The following is a 14,610-nucleotide window of genomic DNA, read 5'->3' on the forward strand; positions in this document are numbered from 1 at the left end:
TCATCCTGAAGTAGAGGTTAAGGGTCAGAGAGGGATGGCGATGTTCAGCCAGAACTTGTCGCCTTCCGGGCGATTCTGTACGTCGAATTCGCGCTGGTAGCGGCCCTGGATGTTCAGGCCGCTAGCCATGGAGTAGGAGAACTGCGGGCCGAGGGCCATTGCACGGCCCTTGAAATCACCCATTACGGCGCCCTCGCCACTGTCGCCACTTACCTGTCTGTAGGCGTAGCCACCGATACCCACGCCCCAGTTGCCGAAGTGCTTGGCGGCGACGAAATCTGCATGCACCTCATTGCCGGAACGGTAATTGGTGTCACGGTTCTCGTAGTTGTGATCGAACATGGTCTTCATCGAAAACTCGTAGCCGGCCGCGTTGCGGTAGGTGAAGGCGAACAGCGGTTCGAGGGTGACGTAGTTGCGGCCGATGTTGGCCAGCTCGTTCTTGTCGTAACGGCCGGTGGGCAGGTAGATGTCCATGCCGACGATCCAGTGCCAGTTGCCGCTGTGCCAGCCGATGGCGAGCGGGTCGAAGATGAAGTCGCCCATGCCAGCGCGGCTCTGCCGGCCACCGGCGCCCAGGTCGACGTCCACGTCGGCAGCGACCAGAAACGCATGCATTGCCCAGTTGCCGCCGAGGATCTTCTTGTCGGTGACGTGAATCGCGCGAAGGATGGTGGCGGCGGTACTGACCTTGAAATCGTCGAAGGCCGGGTTATCGTTGGCAAATTTGTCGGCGGTGTAATAGGTGTTGTAGCTGACCAGGTAAGTGCCGGGCGGTGGCAGGGCGCCGGTCATGAAGCCCTCGCTGCCGTTGGCGTAAGCACCGCCGCCGCCCTCGGTGGCCAAGGCGTTCTGGGCGACGGCGAGCAGGCAAAGAAGGCCTGGAGCAATCAGGTGGTGCAGGGAGAAAATGCGCATGGAAAGTGGTTCCTCGAGCTGATTTTCAGGCGAGCGCCAGCCTTGACGCACGGCTGGCGCCAAGGTGGCGAGGGCAGTCAGGAGCGGCTGGCTTCGACGAGTGAAGCGCTGTGGGCTCCGAGCAGCTGATTGAGATCGAGCACCTGTTCGGCTGGCGCATCGAGTGCCAGGGGCGCCTTGCCGAGAATGAAATCGGCGCCGCGCTCACCGAGCATGATTGCCGGCGCATTGGTGTTGCCGCTGGCGATCTGCGGACACACCGAGAGGTCGATTACCCGCAGGTTGGGCACACCGTGTACGCGCATCTGCAAGTCAACCACCGAGTCGCCTGGCTCGACGCCCAGGCGGCAGGTGCCGCCGGGGTGGTAGACGGTCTTGACGGCCTTGCGCACGAAGGCTTCGATGCCAGCGGTGTCGCGCCAGTCGATGTTCTCGGGCGCGGTGATCTTCTTGATCAGGCTGCGCAGCGCGGGCTGCTGCATTAGGCGCAGGCCGGCCTGCACGGCGCGAATCTGGCCTTGCAGATCCTCCGGGTCGCCCAGGTAGTTGGGGTCGATCAACGGCAGGTCGGCCGGGTCGGTGCTGCGCAGGCACACCTCGCCACGTGCCTTCGGGCGCAGGTGGCCGACCTTGACGGTAAGGCCATGCTCGGCGGCTGGAGCGACCTCGCCCGGGGTGTTGTCGAAGTTGTCCATCACCGGCAGGAACATGAACTGGATATCCGGCCGGCCAGTGCCCTGGGTATCGATGAAGCCGCCGCCTTCGAGAATGTTGCTGGTCAGCAGGCCGCTGCGAAAGGCCAGCCACTGGGCCATGTGCTTGATGCCGCGCAAGCCCTTGTCTTCGCCAAGGATGCTATTGGGTTCATGAGTGGTGGCGTTGAGCGACAGGTGCAGGTGATCGTGGAAGTTCTTGCCAACCGGCAGGTCGACCAGCGTCTCGATGCCGTGCTCGGCGAGATGCTCCTTGGGGCCGACTCCGGAGAGCATGAGAATCTTCGGGCTGCCGAAGGCACCGGCGCTGAGGATCACTTCTTCACGCGCGTTGACGGTGGTGGGCGCGCCGCCTTTCTCGCTGAAGATCACGCCGGTGGCGCGGCCGTGCTCGATCACCACCTTGTGTACCAGGGCGTCGGTCACCACACGCAGCCTGCTGCTGTCGCGTACCGACTTCAGGTAGGTACGCGCGGTGCTGGCGCGGGCGCCGTTACGGGTGGTGGTCTGGTAGAAACCGACGCCTTCCTGGGATGCGCCGTTGAAGTCGTTGACGTAGGGCAGGCCCAGCTCTTGGCCGGCACGTACGAAGGCCATGGTCATCGGGTGGCGATAGCGGTTTTCGCTGACCGGCAGCGGGCCGTCCTGACCGTGGAACTCGCTACCCAGGCTTTCGTTGGCTTCGGCTCTCTTGAAATAGGGCAGTACGTCGCGGTAGCCCCAGCCCGGGCAATTCCAGTCGCTGACCCAGTCGTCGTAGTCCTGCTGCTGGCCGCGGATGTAAATCATGCCGTTCACCGAACTGCCGCCGCCGAGCACCTTGCCCTGGGCGATGATCATCTCGCGGTTGTTGCAGTGCTTCTGCGGTACGGTCATGTACGGCCAGGACTTTTGTTGAAAGACCTGCACTACAGTGGCCGGCATGGTGTGAAAGGGACTGCTGTCCTTGCCGCCGGCTTCGAGCAGCAGCACGCTGCCGGCATCTTGCTGGATCAGTCGGGCGGCGACCACGCAGCCCGCCGAGCCGGCGCCGATCACAATGTAGTCATATTCCTGATGTGGCATGTGTTGGTCTCTCGCGAAGGGGTCGAGATAAATCGTCGAAGCGCCATTCAAGCCTTTACCGACCAGAAGAAATTGATCGTGCTGGACAGTCTTTTGTACGTCGCTGCCAAATTCCCCTGCGCCTGGAACCTGTCTACGATCTGCTATGCGCGAGCCTGGCGTCGTCAAATACTCCAGGGCCGTGCTCAGTAGATTGTTCGGGGCGGATCGGTGAATCACTGGGCGCTATTCATAGCATCCGGCCAGGGTGGAAAAATTGATCATGGCGGACAGCTTGTTGTAGATGCCTGCCACTCTGACGCCGTCAGTGCCGGGCGGCTCTGACTCGCGTCCAGGCCTCGTCGAGGATCTGCTTCTGGCGGGGCGGCAGGCCTTCCAGCAGGTAGCTGCGGCGTCGCTGTTCGGCCGTCAGCACTTGCGCCGGATGCTCGGCGGCGAAGCTCTGCATGGCGGGCGCAGTGCTGGGCAGCGGCGGATAGAAACGGGTGGCGCGGGCGTTAAGAATGGCTACGGGCGGGTCGATGAGAAAGTCGATCAAGCGGTAGGCCAGCTGTGGATTGGCGGCGTGGGTGGGGATCGCCAGGGTGTCGATGTAGATCGCCGCGCCTTCGTCTGGAATCTGGTAACGCAACTGCGCATTGCCTTCCATCGCCCGTACCGCATGGCCGCTCCAGGCCATGGCCAGGCACAGGCGGCCAGCGACCAGCTCGTCGACGAAGGCCCAGTTGTTCAGGGTACGCAGCAGCGGCGCGACCGCTTCGAGGCTGCGCAACTGACGCACGATCTGCCGGTCGCTGCTGGCAGACAGGCGCCGGCCGCGGTAGTTGAGCAGCAGCGAGCCGGTTTCCTCGGCAGCGTCCAGCAGACCCAGTCCGCAACGGCTCAGTTGCGCCGCCTGCTCGGGATCGAACAGCAGGCTCCAGCTGTTGGGCAGCGCGCCGGCGTAATGTTTCTGGGCTTGTTGCGGGTCGACCACCAGGCCGATGGAGCCCCATAGATAAGGCACCGCATGACGGTTGGCAGCTGGGATGCCGGCCAGGGTCGACAGCAGCCAGGGATCGAGGCTGGCGTGATGGCGCAAACGGCCTGTATCCAGTGGTGCCAGGCGGCCCTCGGCGATCAGTTGTTCGAGCATGAAATGGCTGGGCATCACCAGGTCGTGATCGGTATCGGCGGCCAGCGCCGCGAGCAGTTCGTCCGAGGTGGTGAACGCCTGGTAATCGACGCTGATGCCGGTCTGCGCGCGGAAGTCCTCGAGCACCTGCGGGTCGATATAGTCCTTCCAGCCATAGACGCGCAGCACCTCCTCGGCATGGGCGGTGCTGGCAAGCAGGAGCAGCAGGGCGAAGAGCCGCTTCATCGGAAGGCCTCCAGGCAGGACGAATGGCGAAGGGCATCGGGTTGGCCGATGAGCTCGTGTGCGCCATTCAATCGCCCTGGGCCGGGCGTCGCTTGATCCTGGTGGCCAAGTTCTTGTACCTGGCTGCCAGACGCTTTGTTTTCAGCGTCTGTTTACGACCTTGCGAGCTAGAGACTGGCTAGGCGCAACGACCAACGGGAGTAACAGCCGTAGGCTGGCCCGAAGGGTGAGCGCCAGCGAGTCAAACGCCTGAGAAAGCGCAGTTTACGGACTGTAAATGAGCATTCGACCGGGCTGGCGATCCAGGGCGTTTTTAACGACGCCAGGCCGACGCGCAGCAGGTCGTAGGCAGGTTCTCAGCCTTTGAGGAAGCGTTGTGCCAACCCCAACTGCGACTCGGCCAACTGGTGCAGTGCCTGGCTGATCTCGCTGGTGCGTCCGGCCTGTTGGCTGGTGCGCTCTGTGAAGCCGGCGATCTCAGTGATCTGCTGGTTGATCTGCTCGGCGACCTGGCCCTGCTGCTCGATGGCGGCAGCCATCTGCAGGCTCATGCCGCTGATCTGCGCGACCTCGGCGCAGATGCGCGTCAGTGCCTGGCGCGCCTGCTCGACGTCGGTACTGGCGCGCAGGGCCGCCTGTTCGCCGCGCTGCGCGGTGGCCAGCGCAGTGCCGCTGTCCTGACGCAGGGTTTCCAGCGAGCGCTGGATCTCGTGGGTCGATTCGCGGGTGCGCGAGGCGAGGCTGCGTACCTCGTCGGCGACCACCGCGAAGCCGCGCCCGGACTCGCCAGCGCGGGCGGCCTCGATGGCGGCGTTGAGGGCCAGCAGGTTGGTCTGCTCGGCGATGCTCTGGATCACCGTGGCCACGCCGCCGATGGATTCGATGGCCGCCGCCAGGCTGCCGACTGCCCGGCCAATTTCGCCTACCGAATGGCGCATGGTCTGGGCCGAGCGCTGGCTGTCGTCAGACAGGCGCTCGCCATCACGGGCCAACTGGTCGGCGTTCTGCGCGGCTTGCGCGGTGTGCTGCAGGTTGCGCGACAGTTCCTGGATGGTGGCGCTCATCTGGTTGATCGCGGCGGCGGTCTGCTCGGTTTCGCGCACCTGGCGATCCAGTTGCTCGACCGAGTGATCGACCACGTCGGCCGAGGTCCGCGCCTGCTGACGCAGTACCACGCTGTTGATGCAGATGCGCGACATCACCGTGCTCATGCGCGCGCGCTGACTTTCCAGGGCCATGGCCAGCAGGCTGGTCGGCCCGGGGTGCTGGGCGTATAGCGGCGTCAGCAGCGGGTCGCTGTAGGCCTGGGCGTGCTGGGCGAGCAGGGTGCGGCTCAGTTGGCGCTGACGCAGCGCTGGCTGCAGCCCGGCGAGGCCCAGTGCCAGCAGCAAAGGCAGACCCAGGGCGGCCGGCAAGTAGGCCAGCAGTGTGGCCAGCGCCAGGCCCAGGCCGAGCGCCAGTTGCAGGCCATGACCCAGCAGCAGTTCGCTGAACCGCTGAAGTGGCTTCCAGGGTGCCTGGCCCTGTGCCAGGCGCGCATAGAGGCGCTCGGCCTGGCGCGCCTGCGCCGGCTCGATGGGTTGATAGACGGTGCCCAGCGCCGCCAGCTTGCCGTCATCGAACAGCGGTACCACATAGAGGTTGTGCCAGTCCGCGTCACCTTGTCTGTGGCGGATCATCACGGGTGCCGTCCATGGCACGCCAGCGCGTAGCGCACGCCACATGCTGGCGATCACCGATGCCGGCATGTGCGGGTGGTTGATCAGTTCGTGAGGCTTGCCGACCACGTCGTGTTCGGCGTAGCCGCACATGTCCAGATAGGCAGCGTTGCAGGTGAGCAGGACACCCTGCGGATCGAGCCGGGAAATCGGTGGCTCCTGGAAACCTGTTGGGATGCTGGCGGCAGCTTGCATGACACGACTCCTCGGCTGTGGCCTGCGTCGGCAGGCCGTGCGCTTACCAGTGCATGGCCCGTTCGGTGCGCATCTTGCGCACCATGGCGTCATAGAACTTGGTGGCGAAACCACTCTCGCGGATCAGCATCGCGGTGAGGTCGGAGCACTTGGCGGCGATGCCGTCCTCCAGCGGGTTGTCCTCGCCGCCCAGGGCACCGGCGGCGCACTGGTTCTCGGCAGCGCGCTGCACCGTCCAGAGCAGGAAGAAGGTCTTCTCGATGCTGCTCTCGCCTACCGCGATGCCGTGGTTGCGCAGCACCAGCACGTGCTTGTTGCCGAGGCTCTCGATCATCCGCGCCTTCTCGTCATCGAACAGGGTGATGCCCTCGAAGGTGTGGTAGCCGATGCGGCCATGCAGCTGGGCGCCGTAGAAGTCGTCATGGGTGAAGCCGCGCTTCTTCTGCACCACGGCGGAGATCGGCGTGGTGTGGGTGTGGATCACGCACTGGATGTCGTCACGCGCGCCGTGCACGGCGCTGTGCAGGGCGAAGCCGGCGGGGTTGCCGTCGTAGGGCGAGGGCTCGAGCTTCTTGCCGTGCAGGTCGACCTTGAGCAGGTTGCCCGGCGTGACTTCGCTGTAGTTCAGGCCGAAGGGGTTGACCAGGTAGTGATGGGCCGGGCCAGGCAGGCGTGCGGAAATGTGGTTGAAGATGGTCTCGGTCCAGCCGAACCAGTCCACCAGGTGGTAGCAGTAGGCGAGCTTGACGCGCAGTGCCCATTCTTCGTCGCTGCAATGGGCGGGCTTGCTGAAATCGGTCATGGCGTTCATGGCGAAGTCTCGTATCAATGTGCGGGGGAATGGACGTGACCGGGTGCGCTGCGAAAGCGCGCCAGGGCGAGGATGTCCTGGGTGGTGGGCATGGCCAGGCCCTGGTAACCGGCCAACTCGACGACCGCGTCGCCGATGGCGGCCAGCTCCAGTGGCCGACCCTGTTCGTAGTCCTGCAGCATCGAGGTGCGCACCGCACCCATACCGGCGCCCAGCTCCATGAAGGTCTGTGGATCGAACTGGATGCGTGCGCCATAAGCCGCAGCAGTGAGCAGGGTTTCCTGGAGAATCTTGCCGACCACCGTCTTCAGCTCGGCCTGGCCGTAGAGCTGCTCCAGGGTCGCGCCGGTGACCACCGACAGCGGGTTGGAAGTCAGGTTGGCGATGATCTTGGTCCACAGCTGATCGCGGATACGCTCGGTAGCGCGTGCCTCGATGCCGCTGGCGGCGATCAGCGCGCGCACCCGTTCCAGGCGTTCGCTCATCTGCCCGTTCGGCTCGCCGAAGATCATCAGGTGCGGGTTGTTCGAGCGCACCACGCCCGGTGCGCTGCTTTCGGCAGTGATGAACACCACGCAGCCGAGTACGTGGTGCAGGTCGAGGCTGGCGCTGAGCATGCCGCCGGGATCGACGGCTTCGACGCGGCGGCCGGCGAGTCGGCCTTCGATGCCGTGGAAGTACCACCAGGGCACGCCGTTGACCACTGGCACCACCACGGTGTCGGGGCCGATCAGCGGCGCCAATTCGGGCAGCAGGCCAGCCAGGGCCGGCGCCTTGGTGCAGATGAACAGCAGATCCTGTTCGCCGAGTTCGCGGCAGTCATCGCTGGCGCTGACGTGCACGCGGTGTTCGCCGTCCAGGTCGGTCAACTGGATGCCGTTGTCGCGCAGCACGGTGAGCGTCTTGCCGCGTGCCAGCAGGCTGACCGGTTGGCCGCTTTCGACCAGGCGCGCGGCAAGGGTGCAGCCGATCGCGCCGGCACCGGCGATGCACACGCGCAGTGGCGTTGGGTTGAGCATGAGCATGCTTCCTTACAGAGCAGACGACGGCGCCCGCCAGGCGGGCGCCGTGGGTTCAGGTAGCGAGCATTTCCTGATGCTTGCTGGCTAGGCCCAGGTAGGCCTCTATCACCCGCGGGTCATCGGCCAGTTGCGCGGCTGGGCCCTGCATGGCGATCTGTCCGGTTTCCAGCACGTAGGCGTAGTCCGCCACGCGCAGGGCGGCGCGGGCGTTCTGTTCCACCAGCAGGATCGACACGCCCTGCTGGCGCAGGGTGGTGATGATGCGGAAGATCTCGCGGGTGATCAGTGGCGCCAGACCGAGGCTCGGTTCATCGAGCATCAGCAGCTTGGGCTTGGCCATCAGCGCGCGGCCGACGGCGAGCATCTGCCGCTCGCCACCGGAGAGGGTGGCGGCCAGTTGCTCGCGGCGTTCCCACAGGCGCGGGAACAGTTCGTAGACCTCCTTGAGCGTCTGACCGTGGTCGCGCTGGCCGCTGCGGTGGCGCTGGAAGGCGCCGAGCAGCAGGTTGTCGGCGACCGACATGCTGCTGAACAGCTCGCGCTTCTCCGGCACCAGGCCGAGGCCGCGGCCGACCATCACCTCGACTTCCGGCACGGCTTCCAGGCTGCCGTCGAAGGCGACCCGGCCTCGCGAGCCGAGCACGCCCATGATGGCCGAGAGCAGGGTGGTCTTGCCGGCGCCGTTGGGGCCGATCACGGTGACGATCTGGCCCTGGCCGACGCGCAGGCTGGCGTTGGACAGCGCCTCGACCTTGCCGTAGGCGACGCACAGGTCGCTGACGTCCAGCACCGGGTTGGCTACCTGGTTCTGCGTGTGCTGCAGGTTGTGCATGGGCATGTTCATCACTCCGCTCCTCCTAGATAGGCTTCCAGCACTGCCGGATCCTTCTGCACATCGGCCGGCAGGCCGAAGGCGATGCGCTGGCCGAACTCCATCACCACCACGCGATCGACCAGGCCCATGACGAAGTCCATGTCGTGCTCGACCAGCAGGATCGCCATGCCTTCGCTGCGCAGGCGGCTGAGCAACTGGCCGAGGGCTTCCTTCTCCTTGTGACGCAGGCCGGCGGCCGGCTCGTCGAGCAGCAGCAGGCAGGGGTTGGCGCACAGCGCGCGGGCGATTTCGAGGATGCGTTGCTGGCCCAGCGCCAAGCTGCCGGCTTCCACGTACAGGTAGTCACCGAGGCCGACCCGTTCCAGCTGACGGCGCGCTTCGGCGAGCAGGCGTGCTTCCTCGGCGCGATCCAGACGCAGGGCTGCGGCGAGTACGCCCTTGCTGCCGCGCAAGTGGGCGCCGAGGGCGACGTTCTCCAGCACGCTCATCTCCGGCAGCAGCTTGACGTGCTGGAAGGTGCGGCTCATGCCCATGCGCGCGATACGCCGCGAGGGGATGCCGTTGATGCGCTGGCCACGGAACAGCACTTCACCGGAGGTGGGCGTATCGACGCCGGAAAGCTGGTTGAACAGGGTGCTCTTGCCGGCGCCGTTGGGGCCGATCAGGGCGAGAATTTCCCCGGCGTGTACCTCCAGGTTCATCTCGTTGTTGGCTACCAGGCCGCCGAAGCAACGGGTCACGTCGCGGGCTTCCAGCAGCACCTCGCCGACGACCGGCGCCTCGCGCTGCGGCAGCTCGCTGGCGTCGTCGATTGGGCGGGCAGCGCGGCGTGGCTTCCAGGCATCAGGCCGCAGGCGCGTCAGCAGTGGCCACAGGCCGCCCGGCGCGCGTTGCATCAGCAGCACGATGGCGATGCCGAAGACGATCACCTCGTAGTTGCCGGTATTGCCCAGCAACTGCGGCAGCAGATCCTGCAGCCACTGCTTGAGCATGGTCAGCACGCCGGCGCCGAGCAGGGCGCCCCAGACGCTGGCCACGCCGCCGATCAGCGCCATGAACAGATACTCGATGCCCATGTGCAGGCCGAACGGCGTGGGGTTCACGAAGCGCTGGGTGTGCGCGTAGAGCCAGCCGGAGAGGGCGGCGAACAGCGCGGAGATGAGGAAGATCACCATCTTCGTGCGGAAGGTGTTCACACCCATCGACTCAGCCATCAGCTGGCCGCCCTTGAGTGCGCGGATGGCACGACCTTCACGCGAGTCGAGGAGGTTCTGGGTGACGAGCATGGCGCCCAGCAGGATCGCCCAGATCAGGTAATAGATCTTCTCGCCCTTGTCCAGCGCCCAGCCGAACAGGGAAATGCTCGGCAGGCCGCTGACGCCGGTGTGCCCGCCAAGCGACTCCAGGGTGCCGAACAGGTAGTACAGCGACAGACCCCAGGCGATGGTACCCAGCGGCAGGTAGTGGCCGGACAGCTTCAGCGTCAGCGCGCCGAGCACCAGGGCCACGATGGCGGTCAGGGCCAGCCCGATCAGCAGGGTCAGCCAGGGCGAGGCGCTGGCCCAGGCCAGCCAGCTCGGTAGATCCTGCACGGTGGTCAGGTAGGCGCTGGTGTAGGCGCCGAGGCCGACGAAGGCGGCCTGGCCGAAGCTGGTCATGCCGCCGACGCCGGTGAGCAGCACCAGGCCGAGCACCACCAGGGTGTACAGGCCGATGTAGTTGAGCAGGGTGACGTAGTAGGGCGGCAGCACCGCCGGCGCCACGGCCAGTACGGCGACCAGGGCGAGGATCAGGTAGCGCGGTTTCATTCATCGTCCTCCACATGACGGCTGGTGAGGGAACGCCAGAGCAGGAAGGGGATGATCAGGGTGAAGACGATGATCTCCTTGTAGGTGCTGGCCCAGAACATCGAGAACGCCTCGATCAGGCCCACGGCGAGCGCGCCCAGGGCGGCCGCCGGGTAGCTCACCAGACCGCCGATGATGGCGCCGACGAAACCCTTGAGGCTGATGACGAAGCCGGAGTCGAAATACAGGGTGGTGATGGGGGCGATGAGGATGCCCGACAGTGCACCGATGAAGGTGGCCAAGGCGAAGGTGGCCTTGCCCGCCAGGTTCGGCGAGATGCCCATCAATCGTGCGCCCATGCGATTCACCGCGGTGGCACGCAGGGCCTTGCCATAGAGGCTGCGTTCGAAGAACAGGAACAGGCTGATGATCAGCGCCAGGGACACGGCGATGACCCACAGGGTCTGGCTGTTGAAGGTCACCGGGCCGAGGGTCAGGCCGGCTTCGGAGAAGGGCTGGGTGCGTGCACCTTCTGGGCCGAACAGCAGCAGGGCGATACCGACCATGGCCACGTGCACGGCGATGGATACGATCAGCAGCACCAGTGCACTGGCCGAAGCCAGCGGCTGGAACACCAGGCGATAGAGCTGCGGGCCGAGCGGTACCACCAGCGCCAGAGTGAGCAGGGCCTGCACTGCCATGGGCAGCTCCGCCAGCGGCAGGCTGCGGATCAGGCCGACCATGGCCAGGGCATAGGCGAGCTTGAGCACGATGCGTTTCGGGAAACGGAAACTGCGGCTGGCGCGGGTGGCGTCGTACAGATCCATGGCGCAGTCGGCCAGGGTCAGCGCCAGCAACAGCCAGACCAGCGCGGTGGGCTGGCCGGCCTGCAGGGCAGCCATGGTCAGCGCACCGTAGGTGACGAACTCACCCAGCGGGATCAGCAGGATGCGCGTCACGGTGAAGACCAGCAGGATCGACAACGCCAGCAGCGCGTAGATGGCGCCGTTGGTGATGCCGTCCTGGCCGAGCAGCAGGGCAATCTGGAAATTCATATCGGAAACTCTTGTTACGGTATGGGGCGTTCGAGCCACAGGCCCCGTAGGGTGGGCTTCAGCCCACCAGCGAACAGTGGGCTAAAGCGGATCGCCGCCCGGCCCACCCTACGGGGTATCACGCGGAGCGATCAGTCGCGCTTGAGCAGCGTCCAGTTGCCGTTTTTCACCTGGATCAGCTCGCGGCCGCGCTCGTCGAAGCCGCTGTGATCCTCGGCGCTCATGGTGTAGACGCCCTGGGTGGCGGCGAACTCGTGGGTCGCTTCCAGCGCATCGCGCAGGGCTGCGCGGAACTCGGGCGTGCCGGGTTGCGCCTTGGCGGCGGCAGCCGGAATCGCCTGTTGCAGCAGCAGCCCGGCGTCATAGGTATTGGCGCCGAAGGTGGCCGGCTTGCTGCCATTGAGTTTCTCGTAAGCCGCCACGTAGTCGCCGGCGATTGCCTTGGATGGATGGCTGTCGGGCATCTGCTCGAGCACCAGCATCAGGCTGGCAGCGAGGATGGTGCCTTCGACCTTCTTGCCGCCGAGCTTGAGGAAGTCCGGCAGGGCCGCGCCGTGGGTCTGGTACATCTGGCCACGGTAGCCCTGGTCGAACAGGGTGGTCTGCGGCAGAACCGCCGAGCTGCCCGGCGCGGCCACCAGCACCGCGTCGGGACGCGAGGCGAGAATCTTCAGGCTCTGCCCGGTCACCGAGGTGTCCTGGCGCTGGAAGCGTTCGCTGGCCAGCATCTTGATGCCGTGTTCGGCGGCCAGTGTGCCCATCACCTTCGACCAGTTCTCGCCGTAGGGATCGGCGGTGCCGATGAAGCCGAGTGTCTTCACGCCACGGGCGTTCATGTCCTCGACAAGGGCCTTGGCGATCAGGTCGTCGTTCTGCGTGGTCTTGAATACCCACTTCTTCTGCTCGGTCATCGGCAACACCACGGCGGCGGTGCCGACCGGTGCCAGCAACGGCACGCCGGCTTCGGCGACGAACTGAATCACGCCCATGGCATTGGGCGAGCCGCTCGGGCCGATGATGGCGTCGACATTTTCCTCGCTGATCAGCTTCTTCAGCGCCTTGACGGTGGCGGTGGGGTCGCTGCCGTCATCCAGGGCGATGTACTTCACCTGCTGGTCGCCGGCCTGAGTGGGCAGCAGCGGGACGGAGTTCTTCTGCGGTAGCCCGACCAGTGCGATGGGGCCGGTAGAGGAGGTGATGACACCCACCTTTACCTCGGCTTGTGCGAAGGAAGCGCAGACGGCGCTGAGGAGGAGGGTGGACACAGCTCGTTTGAAGTGCATGACGTACTCCGAGGGGTTGCAAGGCTATTTGGAGAGACAGAGCCCTGCCGGTTGGGAGGGTTTGTCGTCTTCTTGTTGTTCTGGCGCCTTTGGGCGCTGTCGGCGATTGACCCGTCCGACACAGGCTGTTTTGCACCTCCCGTGCCAGAACGGCGTGCACCGACCTGTCGCATGGCCCTGCTCGGTCGCGAACCGAGCGTTTGGCTTGCCCTCCTGCGGCAGTACCGAGGTGCTCCATCCGAGAGGGTGATGCAGATCACCTCATGGCTGATTTCATCGGGCCTGGACGTCCTTTTCCGTGAGCGGAAAAGGACGTTTTTTTAGTGCTTTTTGTTGGTTAAAAAGCGCGTTTTTTGCCTTTAAAAACGCCGTTTAAATTGTGCAATTTCTGTGCGGTTATCGGCCATTATTGCTGCGCTGAAGAGATCGTTAAAAATCCTTGTGTGCGTTGAGAGTCAATCTCATTTTTTCTTTAAATATATGTTTTTAAAGGATTTATATGTGATTTATGCGTGAATGTTACAGGTTTTTAGTGTTACCAAACTGCACGAGAATGGTGCTTGCGATACCGAAAATGCACCGAATCTACACACTCTTTTTTAAGCGATAATTCAATTGACAATTCACGTAATTCTTCCGATTCTGGATTTACGCGAATCGCAGCTCATGTGGCGGTTCGGTTTTTCAACAAGAACGGCAGTGGGTGAAGCAGATGGCGATAGTGGTCGAGAAGCTGAAGCTCGGTGGGCAAGGCCCCCGTGTGATGGTGAAGGACACCATCGATGTGGCTGGCCATCCCACCCGTGCTTCCAGTCGTGCTCTTGAGCATGCGCCGGATGCCGAGCGCCATGCCGACGTGGTTCAGGCGTTGCTCGACGCCGGCTGCCAACTGCTGGGCAAGACCAGCCTGCACGAGCTGGCCTTCGGTACCACGGGGCTCAATGCCTGGACGGGTACGGCAGACAACCCGCGTTACCCCGGACGCATTCCCGGCGGCTCTTCCAGTGGTTCGGCCGCTGCCGTCGCTGCTGGTCTGTGCGATTTCTCCCTGGGCACCGACACCGGTGGCTCGGTACGTATTCCTGCTGCCTGCTGTGGCGTGTTCGGTCTCAAGCCCAGCTTTGGCCGGGTCAGCCGCGCCGGGGTGATGCCGACGCAGACCTCGCTGGATTGCGTCGGCCCGTTCGCCGCCGATATCGACACGCTGATCAGCGCGATGCAGGTCATCGATCCTTCCTTCAATGCCCTGCCGGGCGTGAGTGGCATCCGTATTGGCGTGGTGCCGGTGCAGGCCAACCCGGAGGTGCAGGCCGTTGTCGATGCGGTGCTCGAAGCCTCTGATTTCGAGTTGCACGAGGCACCCTTGCCCGGCATGCCGGCGGCCTACGACGCTGGCCTGGCGGTGATCAACCGGGAAACCTGGAATGCCTGCGGGCACCTGGTTGACAGCGGCCTGGTCGGCGCCGACGTCGCTGGCCGGCTGCTGGCCGCGCGTGACACCCGTGACGAGGCCCTGGCCGACGCCGAACGCTGCCGCGCCGCGTTTACCGCCGAGGTGGATGCCGCCCTGGCGCAGTACCCGATTCTCGCCCTGCCGACCATGCCGGATTACCCGGCACTCGTTGCAGATGCTGCCGATACCCGCGCGGCCATCGGCATGACCGCTTTCGTACGCCCCTTCAACCTGACTGGCCACCCGGCATTGAGCATCCCTTTCGAAGGGGCTTCGAAGTTGCCGGTGGGACTACAACTGGTCGCTGCCAAAGGCGCGGATGAACTGCTTCTGGCAGTCGCCCGCGAATTGCTGCAGCGCCTCGAACAATAACCATGCCCATCCTGGAGAAGCCC

General features: G+C 64.8%; 11 protein-coding genes. 1 reads left to right on the top strand and 10 read right to left on the bottom strand.

Annotated elements, in window-relative coordinates:
- Nucleotides 1–24: 24 nt before the first annotated feature.
- From C7A17_RS14640 to C7A17_RS14685, 10 genes are all read right to left on the bottom strand, one after another.
- On the bottom strand, nt 25–918 hold the full coding sequence (locus tag C7A17_RS14640) for a SphA family protein (RefSeq protein WP_106738697.1): 894 nt from the start codon (nt 916–918) through the stop codon (nt 25–27).
- A 77-nt stretch (nt 919–995) separates the two neighbouring features.
- A complete protein-coding gene (locus C7A17_RS14645) occupies nt 996–2,696 on the bottom strand; it encodes a GMC family oxidoreductase (protein ID WP_106738698.1) in 1,701 nt (566 codons plus the stop codon).
- Between the two features lie 304 nt (nt 2,697–3,000).
- Nucleotides 3,001–4,056 carry an extracellular solute-binding protein gene (locus tag C7A17_RS14650; protein ID WP_106738699.1) on the bottom strand — a complete coding sequence of 352 codons (1,056 nt, stop codon included), beginning with the start codon at nt 4,054–4,056 and terminating at the stop codon, nt 3,001–3,003.
- A gap of 356 nt (nt 4,057–4,412) precedes the next feature.
- Nucleotides 4,413–5,969 carry a methyl-accepting chemotaxis protein gene (locus C7A17_RS14655; protein ID WP_106738700.1) on the bottom strand — a complete coding sequence of 519 codons (1,557 nt, stop codon included), beginning with the start codon at nt 5,967–5,969 and terminating at the stop codon, nt 4,413–4,415.
- 43 nt (nt 5,970–6,012) lie between these two features.
- Nucleotides 6,013–6,780 (bottom strand): class II aldolase/adducin family protein, encoded by a 768-nt coding sequence (locus C7A17_RS14660; protein WP_106738701.1) that lies wholly within the window; start codon nt 6,778–6,780, stop codon nt 6,013–6,015.
- A 14-nt stretch (nt 6,781–6,794) separates the two neighbouring features.
- The gene (locus tag C7A17_RS14665; RefSeq protein WP_106738702.1) at nt 6,795–7,799 is read right to left on the bottom strand and encodes a ketopantoate reductase family protein; all 1,005 of its coding nucleotides are present in this window, start codon (nt 7,797–7,799) and stop codon (nt 6,795–6,797) included.
- 55 nt (nt 7,800–7,854) lie between these two features.
- Nucleotides 7,855–8,646 (bottom strand): ABC transporter ATP-binding protein, encoded by a 792-nt coding sequence (locus C7A17_RS14670; RefSeq protein WP_013717278.1) that lies wholly within the window; start codon nt 8,644–8,646, stop codon nt 7,855–7,857.
- The gene (locus C7A17_RS14675; protein ID WP_106738703.1) at nt 8,646–10,445 is read right to left on the bottom strand and encodes a branched-chain amino acid ABC transporter ATP-binding protein/permease; all 1,800 of its coding nucleotides are present in this window, start codon (nt 10,443–10,445) and stop codon (nt 8,646–8,648) included. Before C7A17_RS14675 ends, C7A17_RS14670 begins: the two co-directional genes overlap by 1 nt.
- On the bottom strand, nt 10,442–11,479 hold the full coding sequence (locus C7A17_RS14680; protein WP_106738704.1) for a branched-chain amino acid ABC transporter permease: 1,038 nt from the start codon (nt 11,477–11,479) through the stop codon (nt 10,442–10,444). The genes C7A17_RS14675 and C7A17_RS14680 overlap by 4 nt, the downstream gene beginning before the upstream one ends.
- A gap of 131 nt (nt 11,480–11,610) precedes the next feature.
- On the bottom strand, nt 11,611–12,762 hold the full coding sequence (locus C7A17_RS14685) for an ABC transporter substrate-binding protein (protein WP_106738705.1): 1,152 nt from the start codon (nt 12,760–12,762) through the stop codon (nt 11,611–11,613).
- Between the two features lie 712 nt (nt 12,763–13,474).
- Between C7A17_RS14685 and C7A17_RS14690 the strand changes: the two genes are divergently transcribed.
- The gene (locus tag C7A17_RS14690) at nt 13,475–14,587 is read left to right on the top strand and encodes an amidase (protein ID WP_106742941.1); all 1,113 of its coding nucleotides are present in this window, start codon (nt 13,475–13,477) and stop codon (nt 14,585–14,587) included.
- The last annotated feature ends 23 nt before the right edge of the window (nt 14,588–14,610 follow it).

This window comes from Pseudomonas mendocina, from assembly GCF_003008615.1.
GTDB lineage: Bacteria > Pseudomonadota > Gammaproteobacteria > Pseudomonadales > Pseudomonadaceae > Aquipseudomonas > Aquipseudomonas mendocina_C.

Coding starts and splice junctions, on each gene's coding strand:
- C7A17_RS14640 (WP_106738697.1), bottom strand. CDS start 918: ATGCGCATTTTCTCCCTGCACCACCTGATTGCTCCAGGCCTTCTTTGC.
- C7A17_RS14645 (WP_106738698.1), bottom strand. CDS start 2,696: ATGCCACATCAGGAATATGACTACATTGTGATCGGCGCCGGCTCGGCG.
- C7A17_RS14650 (WP_106738699.1), bottom strand. CDS start 4,056: ATGAAGCGGCTCTTCGCCCTGCTGCTCCTGCTTGCCAGCACCGCCCAT.
- C7A17_RS14655 (WP_106738700.1), bottom strand. CDS start 5,969: ATGCAAGCTGCCGCCAGCATCCCAACAGGTTTCCAGGAGCCACCGATT.
- C7A17_RS14660 (WP_106738701.1), bottom strand. CDS start 6,780: ATGAACGCCATGACCGATTTCAGCAAGCCCGCCCATTGCAGCGACGAA.
- C7A17_RS14665 (WP_106738702.1), bottom strand. CDS start 7,799: ATGCTCAACCCAACGCCACTGCGCGTGTGCATCGCCGGTGCCGGCGCG.
- C7A17_RS14670 (WP_013717278.1), bottom strand. CDS start 8,646: ATGAACATGCCCATGCACAACCTGCAGCACACGCAGAACCAGGTAGCC.
- C7A17_RS14675 (WP_106738703.1), bottom strand. CDS start 10,445: ATGAAACCGCGCTACCTGATCCTCGCCCTGGTCGCCGTACTGGCCGTG.
- C7A17_RS14680 (WP_106738704.1), bottom strand. CDS start 11,479: ATGAATTTCCAGATTGCCCTGCTGCTCGGCCAGGACGGCATCACCAAC.
- C7A17_RS14685 (WP_106738705.1), bottom strand. CDS start 12,762: ATGCACTTCAAACGAGCTGTGTCCACCCTCCTCCTCAGCGCCGTCTGC.
- C7A17_RS14690 (WP_106742941.1), top strand. CDS start 13,475: ATGGCGATAGTGGTCGAGAAGCTGAAGCTCGGTGGGCAAGGCCCCCGT.